General features: G+C 40.5%; 12 protein-coding genes and 12 tRNA genes. 22 read left to right on the top strand and 2 right to left on the bottom strand.

Going from position 1 to position 14,750, the window contains the following annotated elements; genetic code table 11:
* Position 1: 1 nt before the first annotated feature.
* The 12 genes from MOK21_RS05930 (at position 2) to MOK21_RS05875 (ending at position 1,072) form a co-directional block, all read left to right on the top strand.
* Positions 2 to 77 (top strand) — tRNA-Ala (locus MOK21_RS05930).
* Positions 78 to 103: 26 nt separating this feature from the next.
* Positions 104 to 177 (top strand) — tRNA-Met (locus tag MOK21_RS05925).
* Positions 178 to 184: 7 nt separating this feature from the next.
* Positions 185 to 261: transfer RNA gene (locus MOK21_RS05920), tRNA-Ile, on the top strand.
* Positions 262 to 273: 12 nt separating this feature from the next.
* Positions 274 to 366: transfer RNA gene (locus MOK21_RS05915), tRNA-Ser, on the top strand.
* Positions 367 to 420: 54 nt separating this feature from the next.
* A tRNA-Met gene (locus tag MOK21_RS05910) sits at positions 421 to 495 on the top strand.
* A 3-nt stretch (positions 496 to 498) separates the two neighbouring features.
* Positions 499 to 574 (top strand) — tRNA-Asp (locus MOK21_RS05905).
* Positions 575 to 587: 13 nt separating this feature from the next.
* Positions 588 to 663 (top strand) — tRNA-Phe (locus tag MOK21_RS05900).
* A gap of 3 nt (positions 664 to 666) precedes the next feature.
* A tRNA-Gly gene (locus MOK21_RS05895) sits at positions 667 to 740 on the top strand.
* 1 nt (position 741) lies between these two features.
* Positions 742 to 818, top strand: a tRNA-Ile gene (locus MOK21_RS05890).
* Between the two features lie 4 nt (positions 819 to 822).
* A tRNA-Asn gene (locus tag MOK21_RS05885) sits at positions 823 to 899 on the top strand.
* An 8-nt stretch (positions 900 to 907) separates the two neighbouring features.
* A tRNA-Ser gene (locus MOK21_RS05880) sits at positions 908 to 998 on the top strand.
* Between the two features lie 2 nt (positions 999 to 1,000).
* Positions 1,001 to 1,072 (top strand) — tRNA-Glu (locus MOK21_RS05875).
* A 149-nt stretch (positions 1,073 to 1,221) separates the two neighbouring features.
* Here MOK21_RS05875 and MOK21_RS05870 read toward each other — a convergent pair.
* Positions 1,222 to 1,860, bottom strand: coding sequence for an NAD(P)H-binding protein (locus MOK21_RS05870; protein WP_249073021.1), 639 nt, complete (start codon positions 1,858 to 1,860; stop codon positions 1,222 to 1,224).
* Positions 1,861 to 2,017: 157 nt separating this feature from the next.
* Between MOK21_RS05870 and MOK21_RS05865 the strand changes: the two genes are divergently transcribed.
* The 4 genes from MOK21_RS05865 to MOK21_RS05850 all read left to right on the top strand — a co-directional run bounded on the left by MOK21_RS05865 (position 2,018) and on the right by MOK21_RS05850 (position 5,733).
* Entirely contained in the window at positions 2,018 to 3,229 is a 1,212-nt protein-coding gene (locus MOK21_RS05865; protein WP_249073020.1) for a diaminopropionate ammonia-lyase, read from the top strand.
* A gap of 178 nt (positions 3,230 to 3,407) precedes the next feature.
* The gene (locus MOK21_RS05860; RefSeq protein WP_249073019.1) at positions 3,408 to 4,169 is read left to right on the top strand and encodes a MerR family transcriptional regulator; all 762 of its coding nucleotides are present in this window, start codon (positions 3,408 to 3,410) and stop codon (positions 4,167 to 4,169) included.
* 139 nt (positions 4,170 to 4,308) lie between these two features.
* Positions 4,309 to 4,758, top strand: coding sequence for a TraR/DksA C4-type zinc finger protein (locus MOK21_RS05855; protein WP_249073018.1), 450 nt, complete (start codon positions 4,309 to 4,311; stop codon positions 4,756 to 4,758).
* Between the two features lie 48 nt (positions 4,759 to 4,806).
* Positions 4,807 to 5,733, top strand: a complete 927-nt coding sequence (locus tag MOK21_RS05850) for a dipeptidase (protein WP_249073017.1) — start codon at positions 4,807 to 4,809, stop codon at positions 5,731 to 5,733.
* 13 nt (positions 5,734 to 5,746) lie between these two features.
* Here MOK21_RS05850 and MOK21_RS05845 read toward each other — a convergent pair whose 3' ends face one another.
* The gene (locus tag MOK21_RS05845) at positions 5,747 to 6,667 is read right to left on the bottom strand and encodes a 1,4-dihydroxy-2-naphthoate polyprenyltransferase (RefSeq protein WP_249073016.1); all 921 of its coding nucleotides are present in this window, start codon (positions 6,665 to 6,667) and stop codon (positions 5,747 to 5,749) included.
* A gap of 834 nt (positions 6,668 to 7,501) precedes the next feature.
* Here MOK21_RS05845 and MOK21_RS05840 point away from each other — a divergent pair.
* The 6 genes from MOK21_RS05840 to MOK21_RS05815 all read left to right on the top strand — a co-directional run bounded on the left by MOK21_RS05840 (position 7,502) and on the right by MOK21_RS05815 (position 14,332).
* Positions 7,502 to 8,887, top strand: coding sequence for an isochorismate synthase (locus MOK21_RS05840; protein ID WP_249073015.1), 1,386 nt, complete (start codon positions 7,502 to 7,504; stop codon positions 8,885 to 8,887).
* Entirely contained in the window at positions 8,880 to 10,604 is a 1,725-nt protein-coding gene (menD, locus tag MOK21_RS05835) for a 2-succinyl-5-enolpyruvyl-6-hydroxy-3-cyclohexene-1-carboxylic-acid synthase (protein ID WP_249073014.1), read from the top strand. The genes MOK21_RS05840 and menD overlap by 8 nt, the downstream gene beginning before the upstream one ends.
* The gene (gene menH / locus MOK21_RS05830) at positions 10,592 to 11,416 is read left to right on the top strand and encodes a 2-succinyl-6-hydroxy-2,4-cyclohexadiene-1-carboxylate synthase (protein ID WP_249073013.1); all 825 of its coding nucleotides are present in this window, start codon (positions 10,592 to 10,594) and stop codon (positions 11,414 to 11,416) included. Before menD ends, menH begins: the two co-directional genes overlap by 13 nt.
* 228 nt (positions 11,417 to 11,644) lie before the next feature.
* Positions 11,645 to 12,463 (top strand): 1,4-dihydroxy-2-naphthoyl-CoA synthase, encoded by an 819-nt coding sequence (gene menB, locus MOK21_RS05825; RefSeq protein ID WP_249073012.1) that lies wholly within the window; start codon positions 11,645 to 11,647, stop codon positions 12,461 to 12,463.
* A 98-nt stretch (positions 12,464 to 12,561) separates the two neighbouring features.
* Positions 12,562 to 12,825 (top strand): hypothetical protein, encoded by a 264-nt coding sequence (locus MOK21_RS05820; RefSeq protein ID WP_249073011.1) that lies wholly within the window; start codon positions 12,562 to 12,564, stop codon positions 12,823 to 12,825.
* A gap of 79 nt (positions 12,826 to 12,904) precedes the next feature.
* A complete protein-coding gene (locus MOK21_RS05815; protein ID WP_249073010.1) occupies positions 12,905 to 14,332 on the top strand; it encodes an o-succinylbenzoate--CoA ligase in 1,428 nt (475 codons plus the stop codon).
* Positions 14,333 to 14,750: the final 418 nt, after the last annotated feature.

Here is a 14,750-nt window from a genome sequence, read left to right as displayed (position 1 = left end):
TGGGGCCTTAGCTCAGCTGGGAGAGCGCCTGCCTTGCACGCAGGAGGTCAGCGGTTCGATCCCGCTAGGCTCCACCATAAAAGATAACCAGTATAAAGATCCTGGCGGCGTAGCTCAGCTGGCTAGAGCGTACGGTTCATACCCGTAAGGTCGGGGGTTCGATCCCCTCTGCCGCCATCTTAAAGGACCTTTAGCTCAGTTGGTTAGAGCAGACGGCTCATAACCGTCCGGTCGCAGGTTCGAGTCCTGCAAGGTCCACCATTTATATAGTACGGAGGTATACCCAAGTCTGGCTGAAGGGATCGGTCTTGAAAACCGACAGGCGGGTAACACCGCGCGGGGGTTCGAATCCCTCTACCTCCTCCAGTTTATATTTTTTATAAAATGGTGCTTAAAAACTCGAAAAGAATATCTTATTAACGCGGGGTGGAGCAGTGGTAGCTCGTCGGGCTCATAACCCGAAGGTCGTTGGTTCAAATCCGGCCCCCGCAACCAAATGGTCCCGTGGTGTAGCGGTTAACATGCCTGCCTGTCACGCAGGAGATCGCCGGTTCGATCCCGGTCGGGACCGCCATTTTTAAAAATATGGGTCAGTAGCTCAGTTGGTAGAGCATTAGATTGAAGCTCTAAGTGTCGGCGGTTCGATTCCGTCCTGACCCACCATATGCGGGTGTAGTTTAATGGTAAAACCTCAGCCTTCCAAGCTGATGTCGTGGGTTCGATTCCCATCACCCGCTCCAAGGGCCTATAGCTCAGCTGGTTAGAGCGCACGCCTGATAAGCGTGAGGTCGATGGTTCGAGTCCATTTAGGCCCACCATTATTCCGAAGTAGCTCAGTTGGTAGTAGCACCTGACTGTTAATCAGGTTGTCGCAGGTTCGAGTCCTGCCTTCGGAGCCATTTTTTTTGGGGAAGTACTCAAGAGGCTGAAGAGGCGCCCCTGCTAAGGGTGTAGGTCGGGTAACCGGCGCGAGGGTTCAAATCCCTCCTTCTCCGCCATTGGCCCGTTGGTCAAGTGGTTAAGACACCGCCCTTTCACGGCGGTAACACGGGTTCGAATCCCGTACGGGTCATACTAAAATGCAGTAGATGGTAACTACATCTACTGCATTTTTTTTTGATACTTTATCAAACTATGTACTAAGGTGTTATTATATTTTCCACTAAAGGTATTTTTAGCATTCACAAAGAAAGCTTTTCTCATTTATCTCCCATAACACCACTAATGGGAGATAAACGGTGCTTTGTGCACATATTTTGAATGATCTATATGATCAATGATAAAGGTAGCTATATCTTGATTCGTTATTTTTGTACCAGGCATATCCGTGAGGTTTTCTTTTATCTGATTGGATGTTAAGCTATCTTTTACAAACGGCAATCTAATTAGTGTCCAGTTAATCTGTTTATTATTTAATAAAAATTCCCATTCCAATTTCTTATCTTGCAACATTTTCGAAAAGAAAACTTCAAACATCTTTGCGCCAAAACGATTCATCATGCTTTTTTTGTCCTCTTTAATCGTTAAAGAGCCTCCGGAAACTCCTATATAGCGACTAATGTTTTGATCTTCCATCACATTAAAGATAGTAGTAGTAACTTTGCTATAAATAGGATCCTCTTTAGATGGTTGTCCAAATGTATTAATAACAACTTGGCAATCTTTAAGTAGTTCTCGGATGTTTTCTATATCCTGTACTTGCCCTTTTACGATTTCAATTGCATCATTTTTATACAGTAACTTTTCCGGATTTCTAACAAGCATTCGAACGTGATATCCTTTTTGAATTGCTTGCGTTGCTATATGCCTTCCTACTTTTCCTGTTCCTCCAATGATCGCTATCTTATAGGGGTTATCCATTATATACCTCCGAATAAATATAATGGTATATATACGAGTGATCTCATCAAAAAGATTCAAATTTTTGCTTTTTACTAAAGTTTGTAATATTTGTGGTATTTTGTTTTGTGATTCTATAAGCTAAGATGAAAATAGAGCAAAAACTAGGGGGATATGGATGGGAAAATTATTATGGACGAACAACCAACAATATTTGTTACAGAAGAACGTGGAACAAGCAGTATCTTTACTACATAACTTTTCACTGGAACAAGTGAATTGTGTTGGTAGATTTCAGCGTACATATGAGAAATTTGAAAGCACACCATTACATAATTTAAATGCTTTTGCATCGCTTGTTGGAGTACAAGGTATGTTTGTTAAAGATGAATCTTATCGATTTGGTTTAAATGCATTTAAAGTATTAGGTGGCGTATATGCAATTGGTCAGTACGTAGCGAAAAAGTTAGATAGAAAAATTGATGAGCTATCGTTTGAGCAGCTTAAATCACCAGAAGTAAAGGAGCAGCTAGGGGACTTAACCTTTATTTCTACGACAGATGGTAATCATGGTCGTGGAGTAGCTTGGGCTGCTAGAGAGCTTGGTTTGAAAGCACGCATTTATATGCCAGCCGGTAGTGCAGAGGAGCGCCTCCAAAATATTAAAAATGAAGGTGCATATGCTGAAATAACGACAATGAATTATGATGATACAGTTCGTTATACTTCACAGTTAGCAGCAGAAAATGACTGGGTCATTATTCAGGATACGATGTGGGAAGGCTATGAGGAAATTCCGTTATGGATTATGCAAGGCTATACAACTCTAATAAAAGAAGCTACCCTGCAGTTGGAAAAAGCACCTACCCATGTATTTTTACAGGCTGGGGTTGGATCTTTTGCAGGGGCAGTTGTAGCTTTTTTACAACAGTATTATGAGCAAGAGATTACAGTTGTCTTGGTTGAGCCTTTTGTAGCGAATTGCTATTATGAGAGCTTTAAGGCAGGAACTGAGCATTTTGTAACGGTTGGTGGAGAGATGCAAACAATTATGGCAGGTCTTGCTTGTGGTGAGCCGAATCCACTTGCTTGGGATTTATTGAAGACTTATACGAAGGTGAGCATTTGCTGCGATGAGGAAGTTGCAGCTACAGGTATGCGCATTCTTGGAAATCCATTAGCAACAGACCCACGAATTATTGCTGGGGAATCGGGAGCTGCCCCGGTTGGATGTTTTTATGAATTGATGACAAATGAGCACTATACAGAGCTGAAGGATACACTACAATTAGATGAAAATTCTCGGGTATTGTTTATTAATACTGAAGGTGACACAGATGTAGGTAACTATAGAAATATTGTGTGGCATGGCAAGTATGCAAAAAGGTAATTGAAGAAATAGAGCAAACTAGTGATTTAAAACGCTCTAGTTTGCTTTTTTCATTCATTCCATAGGTGAGCACTTAGTCGGAATGGAATCAATTCAACAATGAGTCAATTTTTTTTATTTTTTTCTTGACCTTCACGTTGCGTAAAGATTTACAGTAGTTTTACTGGAGGTGAAAAGTATGGAATATACAATTCAAGAGCTCGCTCAATTATCCGGAGTTAGCACAAGAACACTTCGTTATTACGATGAAATTGGACTACTGAAACCGGCAAGAACCAATGAGGTAGGCTATCGTTTTTATGGACAGTTTGAAGTTGATATGCTTCAGCAAATTTTATTTTATAGAACATTAGATATGAAGTTAGCAAACATTAAGGAAATTATACAGGCACCTGATTTTCAACAAACTGAGGCACTCAAAACTCATCGTGTCGTTTTACTGAAACGCAAGGAGCAGCTGGAAAAAATTTTACAAACAGTGGAAAAAACTATTCAATCTATTGAGGAGGAACAACCAATGACAAACGAAGAGAAATTTAACGGTTTAAAAGAGAAACTAATCGAGGAAAATGAAAAGCAATATGGTCAAGAAATTCGTGCAAATTATGGTGACAAGACTGTTGATGCATCGAATGCTAAGTTGATGAATATGACCGAGGAACAGTATGAGGCTATGCAGCAGCTAGAACAGCAATTATTTGCCCGTTTAAAAGAGGCGATGGCAATCGGTGATACAACCAATGATGTGGCGATGGAGGTAGCAGAGCTTCATAAACGTTGGCTTAGCTTTTCATGGTCACAATATTCTAAGGAAGCGCATGCAGGTATAGCACAGATGTATGTAGCGGATGAACGTTTTTCAGCTTATTACGATGAACGTGTTACGAAAGGAGCAGCACAATTTTTACATGATGCCATTCTCAATTTCACGTTGGCCTAATGATAGCTCGCTTCGCTTTCGCTACAGAAAACATTTGTGAATAAATAATTATACAAAAAAATAAGTGATTCCTTCTCATGCTTTAATGTTTTAGAAATATTAATTTAGGAAAAAATGAAAGCATGAGGAGGAGATTTTTTTGGACCCACAAGTATTAGAAAAATTCAGAAGGCAATTAGAGCAAGAGCTAAAGGAAATAGAACAACAAATTGAAGAATCAGAGCGTCCAGTAGCGACAGAGCTTTCTAATTATGACAATCACCCAGCTGACAATGCAAGTGATTTAACGGATAAGCTTACGGAAATGGTGATTGATGAGCACCGCGGTGATCATGCTGAAGAAATAAAACATGCATTGCAGGCGATGGAGGATGGTACTTATGGCAAATGCGCTATATGTAGTGAAGAGATTCCTATTGGTCGCTTAGAAGCTAAGCCGGAAGCATTGACATGTGTTGAGCATGCAGAAAAAATGGATGACGATTTAAGGCCGGTTGAGGAAGATGTGTTGTCTTCTACGCCAAAATCAGATGATTTCATAGAACTTGAGGAGTTTGGCTCTTCTGATACACCTCAAGATAAAAGTTAGTAAGCATTTTCACTCACAGGCAGTATAATAGCTGTATGAGGTGAGAGTATGGATATAATTGATTTACACTGTGATGCGCTATTGAAATTAACAACTTTAGAAGCAGCGAAATTTGAAGATGATGCTCGATTGCAAGCTAATCGGGAGAGATTACAATTAGGGCTTGTGAAGGCACAAGTATTTGCTATTTTTATTAATCCTAAAACCCCGCAAAGTATGCAGTTTTTAGAGGCAGTGCGGCAAATTGAAGCCTTCCATACGCATGTATTACAAACTGAGGGTATGGTGCATATTACGGATTGGTCGCAATTAGATACTTTAGCACCGCATGAAATAGGTGCAATTTTAAGCTTAGAGGGCTGTGGTCCAATCGGAGAGGATTTAGCAAAGCTCTCTGCGATATTAGATGCAGGTGTGAAGCTTGTTGGTCTAACGTGGAATGAAGAAAATGCTGCGGCCCACGGTGCTGAACAGGATGCACGCCTTGGTTTAAAACCATTTGGTAAAGAGGTTATAAACTTGCTCAATGAGAGAGATATTATTATTGATGTCTCACATTTAAATGAGCAGAGCTTCTGGGATGTCTTGCCATTAGCGAAGCATATTATTGCGAGCCATAGTAATGCACGTGCAATTTGCGATCATCCAAGAAATTTAACGGATGCGCAGGCAAAAGCGCTTGTCGAGCATGGAGGGCATATTCATGTCGTTTACTACCCGCATTTTATCCATGACAATGCTACGATAGATGATTTAGTAGCGCATGTGAAACATCTAGCGAATATCGTAGGGGTAGAGCACCTAGGAGTAGGTTCTGACTTTGATGGAATAGATGCAACTGTAAAAGGATTAGCACACGCTGGAGAGGCACAGAATTTGTTAGAGGCATTACGTGAGCATTTTTCAAATGAAGAAGTTCTTGGTATTGCAAGTAATAATTTTCGACACTATGTAAAAAATGTAGCAACCTGTTAAGGTTGCTACATTTTTAATAAAAGAAATATTGAATTAACAAACCAATTCCTAAGAGGAAGCCGAAGAATGTATTTGTTTGCGCTGTAAATTTCATCGCAGGCATCACTTCTTTCGCTTCTTTTTTATCGCGGAAAATTTGAATCGCACGAAGTGGCTTTGGAATACTTAAGAAAATGATTAGAGCCCAAAAAGTAATACCATCAATGGCTACAAGAGCAATGACCCATAAGTACGAAACGATAAAAAAGCCAGATAGCACAGAAATGGCATTATCTCGGCCTACTAAGATAGCAAGCGTTTTTCGACCACCCTCTGTATCGCCAACGATATCTCGGATATTGTTGGACAGCATGATAGCCCCTACTAAAATCATACTTGGTATTGAAAGTAAAACAGCATCAAGTGTCACAGTAAGCGTTTGAATATAAAAGGCGATTAAGACAATACCCATTCCCATAACAGCGCCGGATACTAGTTCTCCGAATGGTGAATAGGCTATTGGATAAGGTCCTCCAGTATATAAAAAACCAATTAGCATACAAACAAGTCCGACAGCAGCAAGCCACCAAGAGGTTGAGGCACATATGTAAATGCCAAGTAGCATGGCAATTGCATAGAAGCTTAAGGCAATCATCATAATTGTTTTTGGTTGAACACCGTGACGTACAATCGTTCCGCCGATACCGACAGAATTTTCATTGTCTAATCCTAGTTTGTAATCGTAATATTCATTGAACATATTTGTTGCTGCTTGTATAAGCATACTCGCAATGAGCATAGCAAAAAATAGTCCAAAATCAATTGGTTGTTTTTCAATTGCTAGGGCAATTGCTGTTCCTAAAAATACTGGAACGAATGAAGCGGTTAAAGTATGTGGACGTGTTAAATGCCACCAAACTTTAAAACCCCTATCAGCTTCAATGACTTTGGTCATAAGGTCTTTCTCTCCTTCAAATGTTGTAGACTATTCTTATTTTATACGAAGAATGAGAAATTGGGTAGGTTCACAGCTTATTACATACAGTTCAAGTGAAAAAAATGATACAATAGAACATGCATTTATGAACTGAAAATAATAATTAAGATAATAGCAACAGTACGAAGAATAGGCTAGCAATAAAAAAATGACGGCTATATTAAGAAAAAAATATGATGTGAAAAAGTACAAATGCTTATGTCAATATGCAAAGTTTTGGTCAATTTGTTTTAAAGAAAAGGTTCATCACCAAAAGTTTGGATTAAAACGTCTACTTTGTAAATAAGTTGATCTTCGTTACGACTGGGCGCCCCCAGGAAGCTCTGCTTTGTGCGACAGCAACAAATGTTTTATCTGTAGCGAAAGCAAAGCGGCAGCAACAAATGTTTTAACTGTGCGAAAGCGAAGCGGCAGCAACAAATGTTTTAACTGTGCGAAAGCGAAGCGGCAGCAACAAATGTTTTAACTGTGCGAAAGCGAAGCGGCAGCAACAAATGTTTTAACTGTGCGAAAGCGAAGCGGCAGCAACAAATGTTTTAACTGTGCGAAAGCGAAGCGACAGCAACAAATGTTTTAACTGTGCGAAAGCGAAGCGACAGCAACAAATGTTTTAACTGTGCGAAAGCGAAGCGACAGCAACAAAGTGCCCAGTTGGAATGGAAATCAACACACGTTTTGGTGATGATCCAAAGAAAAGCCAAAGCAGTTGATATTTATGAGAAAGTGTAGAACGAGTACAAAACATAACGTGCGTCATTCATTATGTACATTGCAACAACGGAGGTAATTTTCATGCAACAGAAGTGGTACCAAGCCACAGAGGTAGAAGTGGACTCTTTGGGCCAAAGCCTTCATTTTTATATGGAAACTATTGAGGTAAGTCGCTTATCGGCGCTTGCATTTTATGCGGCGGGTGAGGAGCACTATAAAGGTGAACGATTTTATTGGCAAAATAGAGAAAAAACAATGACATTAGTCGGGCTAGGACATGCCTATACAATTCAACATAACGCCAAAAATGATCGCTTCGATGCAGTTGAAGCGGAATGGAAAAATTTAACGAAAAACTGTGTTAAGGGACAAAGTGAGCTACAACCGATTTTGTTTGGCGGATTTACATTCGATCCACAAAATGATGTAACTGGGGAGTGGACAGACTTTCCAGAGGCTTATTTTGCACTTGCAACCTATCAACTTGTCATCCGTGATGACAAAGCGTTTGTAAGTATTCACCTTATTTCAAAAGATGGGCAGGCAGAATCTCAATTTGAAGCGCTTCGTAAAGAGCGAGATCATTTAATTCATGCTGCTCAGGTAAAAGAAGTAAAAACATATTCAAAGCCTGAAATCACAAGTTATTTTGAGCCATATAAAGAGCCATATTTAGCTTCAATCGAACAAGTAACAGCATTGATTAAGCAAAAGAAGGCAGATAAAGTTGTAATTGCACGCTCACTAGCATTGCAATTTAAAGAACAAGTTTCTTCACCACAGGTACTATCACAAATTATTCACGAGCAGCCAGAGAGCTATTTATTTGGTTTAGAGCATCAAGAATTATTGTTCTTTGGTGCGTCCCCTGAACGTCTTGTAAAAGTAGAAAAGGGCCGCGCCTTTTCATCTTGTGTTGCAGGCTCTATTAAACGTGGTAAGACAGCAGAGGAAGATGAAGCTTATGGACAAAGCTTATTAAATGATTCGAAAAATGGCGGCGAGCATCAATATGTGGTCGATATGATTGCGGAAACTTTCCGTAAAAATTGTGTCGAGATGACAATACCGGATAGCCCTCGTCTACTAAAAATTAGAGATATACAACACTTATATACACCTGTTGAAGGTCAGTTAAATAGTGAGGCGACAATATTACAACTGACAAAATCTTTGCATCCAACACCAGCTTTAGGTGGTGTACCAAGAATAGAGGCAATGGCAGCTATACGTAAATACGAGCCTATGAATCGTGGGCTTTACGCTGCTCCAATTGGTTGGGTAGATGCTGAAGGTAATGGGGAATTTGCAGTGGCCATTCGTTCGGCTGCTTTACTTAATGATAAAGCTTATTTATATGCAGGTGGCGGTATTGTAGCATATTCAGAGCCACAATCTGAATATGAGGAAACATTAGTGAAATTCCGTCCAATGCTTCGTGCGCTAGGAGGACAATTACATGAGTGAACGAAAAATTTTAACGGACTATGTTTATAAAATGGTAGCATCGCTAGTGCAAGCTGGTGTTGAAAACGTTGTTGTCAGCCCTGGCTCACGTTCGACACCTTTAGCGTATGCATTTGCTTCAACAAAGCAGCTCAATATGTATCGCCAGGTTGATGAACGATCTGCTGCCTTTTTTGCGCTAGGGATTGCAAAGGCTACAGCAAAACCTGTTGTTCTTTTATGTACATCGGGAACTGCTGCTGCAAACTATTTCCCTGCTATTGTTGAGGCAAGCTATGCCCGTGTGCCGTTAATTGTCATGACAGCTGATCGTCCACATGAATTGCGAGAGGTGGGAGCACCACAGGCTATTAATCAACCGAATTTATATGGGTCACAAGTCAAATGGAGCGTGGATTTCCCGTTGGCAGATGGTGCAGCCCCAACATTGCCGTTTATCGAGCGCCATATTGCACGTGCAGTGGCAGTGGCAATGAGCGCACCATTTGGACCCGTGCATATTAATGTACCGTTCAGAGAACCTTTGTTGATTGATTTTCGAGAGGAACTTCCAGAAGCGACATTCAAGCATAGTAGTATGGGGCAGTTAATACCTTCAATGGAAACTCAACAAGAGTTATCGAAGATTTTAAGTTCAACCAAAAGAGGCTTTATTATTATTGGTGAGTTAGCACTCGGTACAGATTTAACCGTTATGTGGGAGTTTGTTCGTCAATTAAAATGGCCGGTCATTGTCGAGAGTTTATCCAATATGCGCTCAGCTGTCCCAGAGGATTGTCTGCCATATGTAATTACGACGTATGATGCCATTATGAAAAGTGAAGATTTTAAAAAATTAGTTGAACCAGAGACGGTACTACGTTTAGGAGCACAGCCCGTTTCTAAATTTATCATGCAATTTATTACTAAATCTCAGCCAAAAGCTTATATTGTTGTCGATGAGGATCCAATGTTCCGTGATGCTACAGGTGTGTCTACTCATTTTGTGCATGCAAGTATTGGGGAGTGGCTCACGCAATTAGAAATCTCTGAAACAGCTCTAGAATCGGAGTATTTAGCTGAGTGGCAGGATGCTAATGATATTGCACTTGAATATATTGAACATTATGCTGAGGGTGCGATTGATGAGGGAGCAATGGTAAGTCGATTACTAAAAATGATTCCTAATGGCAGTGATATTTTTGTTAGTAGCAGTATGCCAGTGCGTGATATTGATACGTTTTTAATGGCAACACCAAAAGATATTCGTATAATTGCGAATCGTGGAACGAATGGTATTGATGGTGTCGTATCAACTGCCATGGGCTTTAGTCAAGGAAATAACCGAGAAACCTACTTGCTGATTGGTGATTTAGCCTTTTTACATGATGTCAACGGTCTCATTGCTTCAAGATATCAGGAATGCAATTTGACAGTTATTGTTATGAATAATGATGGCGGCGGTATTTTCTCTTATTTACCACAATCTACAGTTGAGGCACATTATGAAGATTTGTTTGGTACGCCAACTGCCCTGAAATTCCATGATATTGCCAATATGTACGATATGGACTATCTACGCGTAGATGATATTTCAGAGCTATCAGTAAGATTCACTACTATGAAAAAACGACCAATGCGCTTAATTGAAATTTTCACGAATCGAGAGGAAAATGTGTATGCGCATCGGGCACTATGGAATCGAATTAATGCAGGGTTAAAAGCATGGCAAAGCTAAGGATTCGAGGGCTTGAAACATACGTAGAAATCTGGAATGAAGAAGCGGAGCAAACGCTCGTTGCATTGCATGGTTTTACAGGTAGTTCGGCTACATGGCGAAATTTGGCGAAAGCTCTACCTAGTGTACGGGTTATTGCTATTGATTTAATTGGGCATGGTCAAACTGCAATACCTCAGCAAATAAGCCGTTTCTCTATGCAAGAACAAATCCGAGATTTGGAAGAAGTTTTTTGCCAGCTGCAGCTCAAAAAATTTACGCTGCTAGGTTATTCGATGGGAGGAAGAGTGGCATTATCGTATGCAATTTCTTACCCTGAACGCATTGAAAAGTTAATTTTAGAAAGCGCTTCGCCAGGTTTACGAACTTCAAAGGAACGTTCTGAACGTTGTGAGAGGGATAACGCTCTAGCTGAAAAAATAATGAATAACGGTTTGTTATCATTTGTTCATGCATGGGAAAACATTCCTTTGTTTGAATCTCAAAAGCGTTTACCAAACAATGTACAAGAGGCGATTCGGTTAGAACGTCTTTCTCAGAAGGAGGAAGGCTTGGCAGGTAGCTTACAAGGGATTGGTACAGGCAGTCAGCCATCAAATTGGATGTCGTTGGAGAAGCTTGAATTTCCTGTTCTTTTAATAACAGGTTCACTGGATGCGAAATTTTGTAAAATCGCACAAGAAATGAAAGCGTTATTAAAAAATGCCAAGCATACGACAGTAATTGACGCAGGGCATGCAATTCATGTGGAAAATCCCGCTGAGTTTGCTACAATAGTAGAGGAGTATTTAACTTCTTTCAACAGTAGCTGAAAGGGGAACTCAGGCTAAGAACTTCACATCCTGTGAAAACGCCTGAGTGACCAGCATCATGCTGGCCTAAAGCCTCCGGCGGATGTCACGGAATCGGAAAGGAATTCTCTGTGCTTGAACAAAGCCGATTCCAGACGCAATTATGCCGAGGCATAATTGTTGTAATAAAATTTTTACGTTATCGCCTCGATTTAGAACGAGACGAATTTATGATTAGGGGGCAATTCAATGACACGTCAATGGACTAGTTTACATACTTATGAAGACATTAAGTATGAGTTCTTTAACGGTATCGCAAAAATTACGATTAACCGTCCAGAAGTGCGTAACGCATTCCGACCAAAAACGGTTATGGAAATGATCGACGCTTTTTCACGTGCACGTGATGACAAAAATGTTGGAGTTATCATTTTAACTGGTGAAGGTGAACATGCCTTCTGTTCAGGTGGAGACCAAAAAGTACGCGGTCATGGCGGCTATGTTGGTGAAGATGAAATTCCACGTTTAAACGTTCTTGATTTACAACGTTTAATCCGTGTTATTCCAAAACCTGTAGTAGCGATGGTAGCAGGTTATGCAATCGGTGGAGGACACGTATTACACGTTGTCTGTGACTTAACAATTGCAGCTGACAACGCTCGTTTTGGACAAACTGGACCAAAAGTTGGTTCATTCGATGCTGGGTATGGCTCAGGCTATCTTGCACGTATTATTGGTCACAAAAAGGCGCGTGAAATTTGGTACCTTTGCCGTCAATATGATGCACAGCAAGCACTTGATATGGGATTAGTTAATACAGTTGTTCCTTATGAGCAATTGGAAGATGAAACTGTACAATGGTGTGAAGAAATGCTACAAATGTCACCAACTGCCCTACGCTTCTTAAAAGCAGCAATGAATGCAGATACAGACGGTTTAGCAGGTCTTCAACAAATGGCTGGCGACGCAACTCTTCTTTACTACACAACAGATGAAGCTAAAGAAGGTCGTGACGCATTTAAAGAAAAACGTCAACCAGATTTCGGTCAATTCCCAAGATTCCCTTGATTATCTGAAACGTTCAACGGCTCGTATCTTAATGAGATACGAGCTTTTTGTATATCTAAAGGGGCGAGACGGATAGACTCTTTAGAGTGATGAACAGAATGTTTAAAGCGGCGGAACAACATGGTTTGGCGGCGGAAGAGTCTGCTTTAGCGGCGGAAGATCTTACTTTAGCGGCGGAAGAGTCTGCTTTAGCGGCGGAAGCACCGGCTTTAGCGGCGGAAGATCTTGCTTTAGCGGCGGAACAACTTGCTTTAGTGGCGGACCACCCTGTTTTGACGGCGGAAGCCCTGACTTTAACGGCGGAACATCATACCGAAACGACAGAACCCATGCAAAGCAAACGGATTGCCTCATCGGAGTAATAAATAAATTTCGTAACTGACAGATAGACGGATGCTGTCATGAAACGGTAAGATTAAGGCTGATTGGAGGAAAAAATTGATGTATCTAAATTGGATTTTACAGCGAGCATATTTAACACCTTTACGAAATGGTTTAACATATAACGGGCAGACTTGGACATTTCAAGAATTAAATGATTTATCTTTAAAACGTGCTCGTCAACTTACAGCACTAGATATTAAGCAAGGCGATCGTATTGCAATAATGGGGCCGAGTAAGCCAACTCTTGTCATTATGATGTATGCATGTATGCATTTACAATGTGAAATGGTTATGCTAAATCGTAGGTTAACACAGGATGAAATTGCCTATCAGCTAGAGGATTCGGGGGCTATGGCAGTATTAATTGCGGACGAGGATATTGAAAAATTACCACCACATACATCTTATTATTTGTTTTCTACTATAGAAAAAAGTACAGAAACGGCTATTAATATAACGAAAGAATGGTCTTTAAACCAAACAACATCGATTATGTACACATCTGGTACGACTGGTTTTCCAAAGGGCGTTTGTCAAACAGTAGGAAATCACCAGGCAAGTGCAACTGCCTCCGTTTTAAATTTGGGTTTACATGTGGATGATACTTGGTTATGCGCTGTCCCACTTTTTCATATTAGTGGCTTTTCAATTTTAGTGCGTTCACTGTTGTATGGCAATAAAGTGCATTTATATGATCAATTTGATGCAGAAGCCATTTCTAAAAATATAATAGATGGCGAGGTTACGCATATGTCAGTAGTCGGTGTCACATTGGAAAGAATTCTACATACCCTTGAACAGAAACACGCACAAGCCTCACCGAAGTTTAAAATGATGCTAGCGGGTGGTGGACCTGTGCCAGTAGATTATTTAAAGAGAGCTCATGCATTAAATTTAGCTGTAGCTCAAACGTATGGTATGACTGAAACATCGTCACAAACTGCAACATTAGCAAATGAAGATGCGATGCGGAAAATTGGTTCAGCCGGAAAACCTTTATTTTTTAATCAAATTCGCATTGCTGAGCCAAATGACAATGGTGAAGGAGAAATTTGCATACGTGGCCCACATGTTACACCAGGGTACATTGGTCGTTTTGCCCAAAAAGATGCAACGATTGATGGCTGGCTCCATACTGGGGATATTGGCTATATAGATGAAGAAGGTTATTTGTTCGTCATTGATCGTCGGGCTGATTTAATTATTTCAGGTGGTGAAAATATTTACCCTGCTGAAATTGAAAATGTGCTACTTACCCATCCAGCTGTTAAGGAAGCAGGAGTGTGCGGCATCGATGATGATAAGTGGGGACAGGTACCAATCGCCTTTGTTGTATTAAAAGAAGAAACACAGGTGGACCAATTACAAGCATTTTGTCAAAAGAAGCTAGCGAAATATAAAATACCAAAAGAGATTATTGTTACGGACGAGCTCCCACGAAATGGCGCCAATAAGCTACTTCGTAGAAAATTAATGGACAAATAACAAAATGATTATGAACGTCTAGGCGATTTCCGTTGCAGGGCTACTCACTTTGTAGCTGACGCTTCGCTTTCGCTACAGAAAACATTTGTAGCTGACGCTTCGCTATCGGAACGAAGGCTAAGTGCGTCACGTCCTGTGACAATGACTTCGTGGGCGTAGAATTTTTAATTTGTGCAATTAAGAAAGAACGCTATATGAAAAAGTAAAGGGATTCACGCACAGTTTTGTGTGTGAATCCTTTTTGCTCTTTGGAAGGTGGATGTCGATAAAAATTAAAAGTTAGGTGATAAAACGTGAAAGTTGGTCGATAAAATTCAGAAGTTGGTAGATAAAACGTGAAAGTTGGTAGATAAAATTTAAAAGTTGGGCGATAACTCCTGAAAGCGAAGCGACAGCAGCTATAAAGCGCCCAGCCGGA

The sequence above is a fragment of the Lysinibacillus sp. BPa_S21 genome (assembly GCF_023337795.1).
Classification (GTDB): domain Bacteria; phylum Bacillota; class Bacilli; order Bacillales_A; family Planococcaceae; genus Lysinibacillus.
The sequence above is the reverse complement of the archived record's forward strand: the minus strand, read 5'-3'. Positions and strand labels throughout refer to the sequence as shown.

Coding starts and splice junctions, on each gene's coding strand:
- MOK21_RS05870 (WP_249073021.1), bottom strand. CDS start 1,860: ATGGATAACCCCTATAAGATAGCGATCATTGGAGGAACAGGAAAAGTA.
- MOK21_RS05865 (WP_249073020.1), top strand. CDS start 2,018: ATGGGAAAATTATTATGGACGAACAACCAACAATATTTGTTACAGAAG.
- MOK21_RS05860 (WP_249073019.1), top strand. CDS start 3,408: ATGGAATATACAATTCAAGAGCTCGCTCAATTATCCGGAGTTAGCACA.
- MOK21_RS05850 (WP_249073017.1), top strand. CDS start 4,807: ATGGATATAATTGATTTACACTGTGATGCGCTATTGAAATTAACAACT.
- MOK21_RS05845 (WP_249073016.1), bottom strand. CDS start 6,667: ATGACCAAAGTCATTGAAGCTGATAGGGGTTTTAAAGTTTGGTGGCAT.
- MOK21_RS05840 (WP_249073015.1), top strand. CDS start 7,502: ATGCAACAGAAGTGGTACCAAGCCACAGAGGTAGAAGTGGACTCTTTG.
- menD (WP_249073014.1), top strand. CDS start 8,880: ATGAGTGAACGAAAAATTTTAACGGACTATGTTTATAAAATGGTAGCA.
- menH (WP_249073013.1), top strand. CDS start 10,592: ATGGCAAAGCTAAGGATTCGAGGGCTTGAAACATACGTAGAAATCTGG.
- menB (WP_249073012.1), top strand. CDS start 11,645: ATGACACGTCAATGGACTAGTTTACATACTTATGAAGACATTAAGTAT.
- MOK21_RS05820 (WP_249073011.1), top strand. CDS start 12,562: ATGTTTAAAGCGGCGGAACAACATGGTTTGGCGGCGGAAGAGTCTGCT.
- MOK21_RS05815 (WP_249073010.1), top strand. CDS start 12,905: ATGTATCTAAATTGGATTTTACAGCGAGCATATTTAACACCTTTACGA.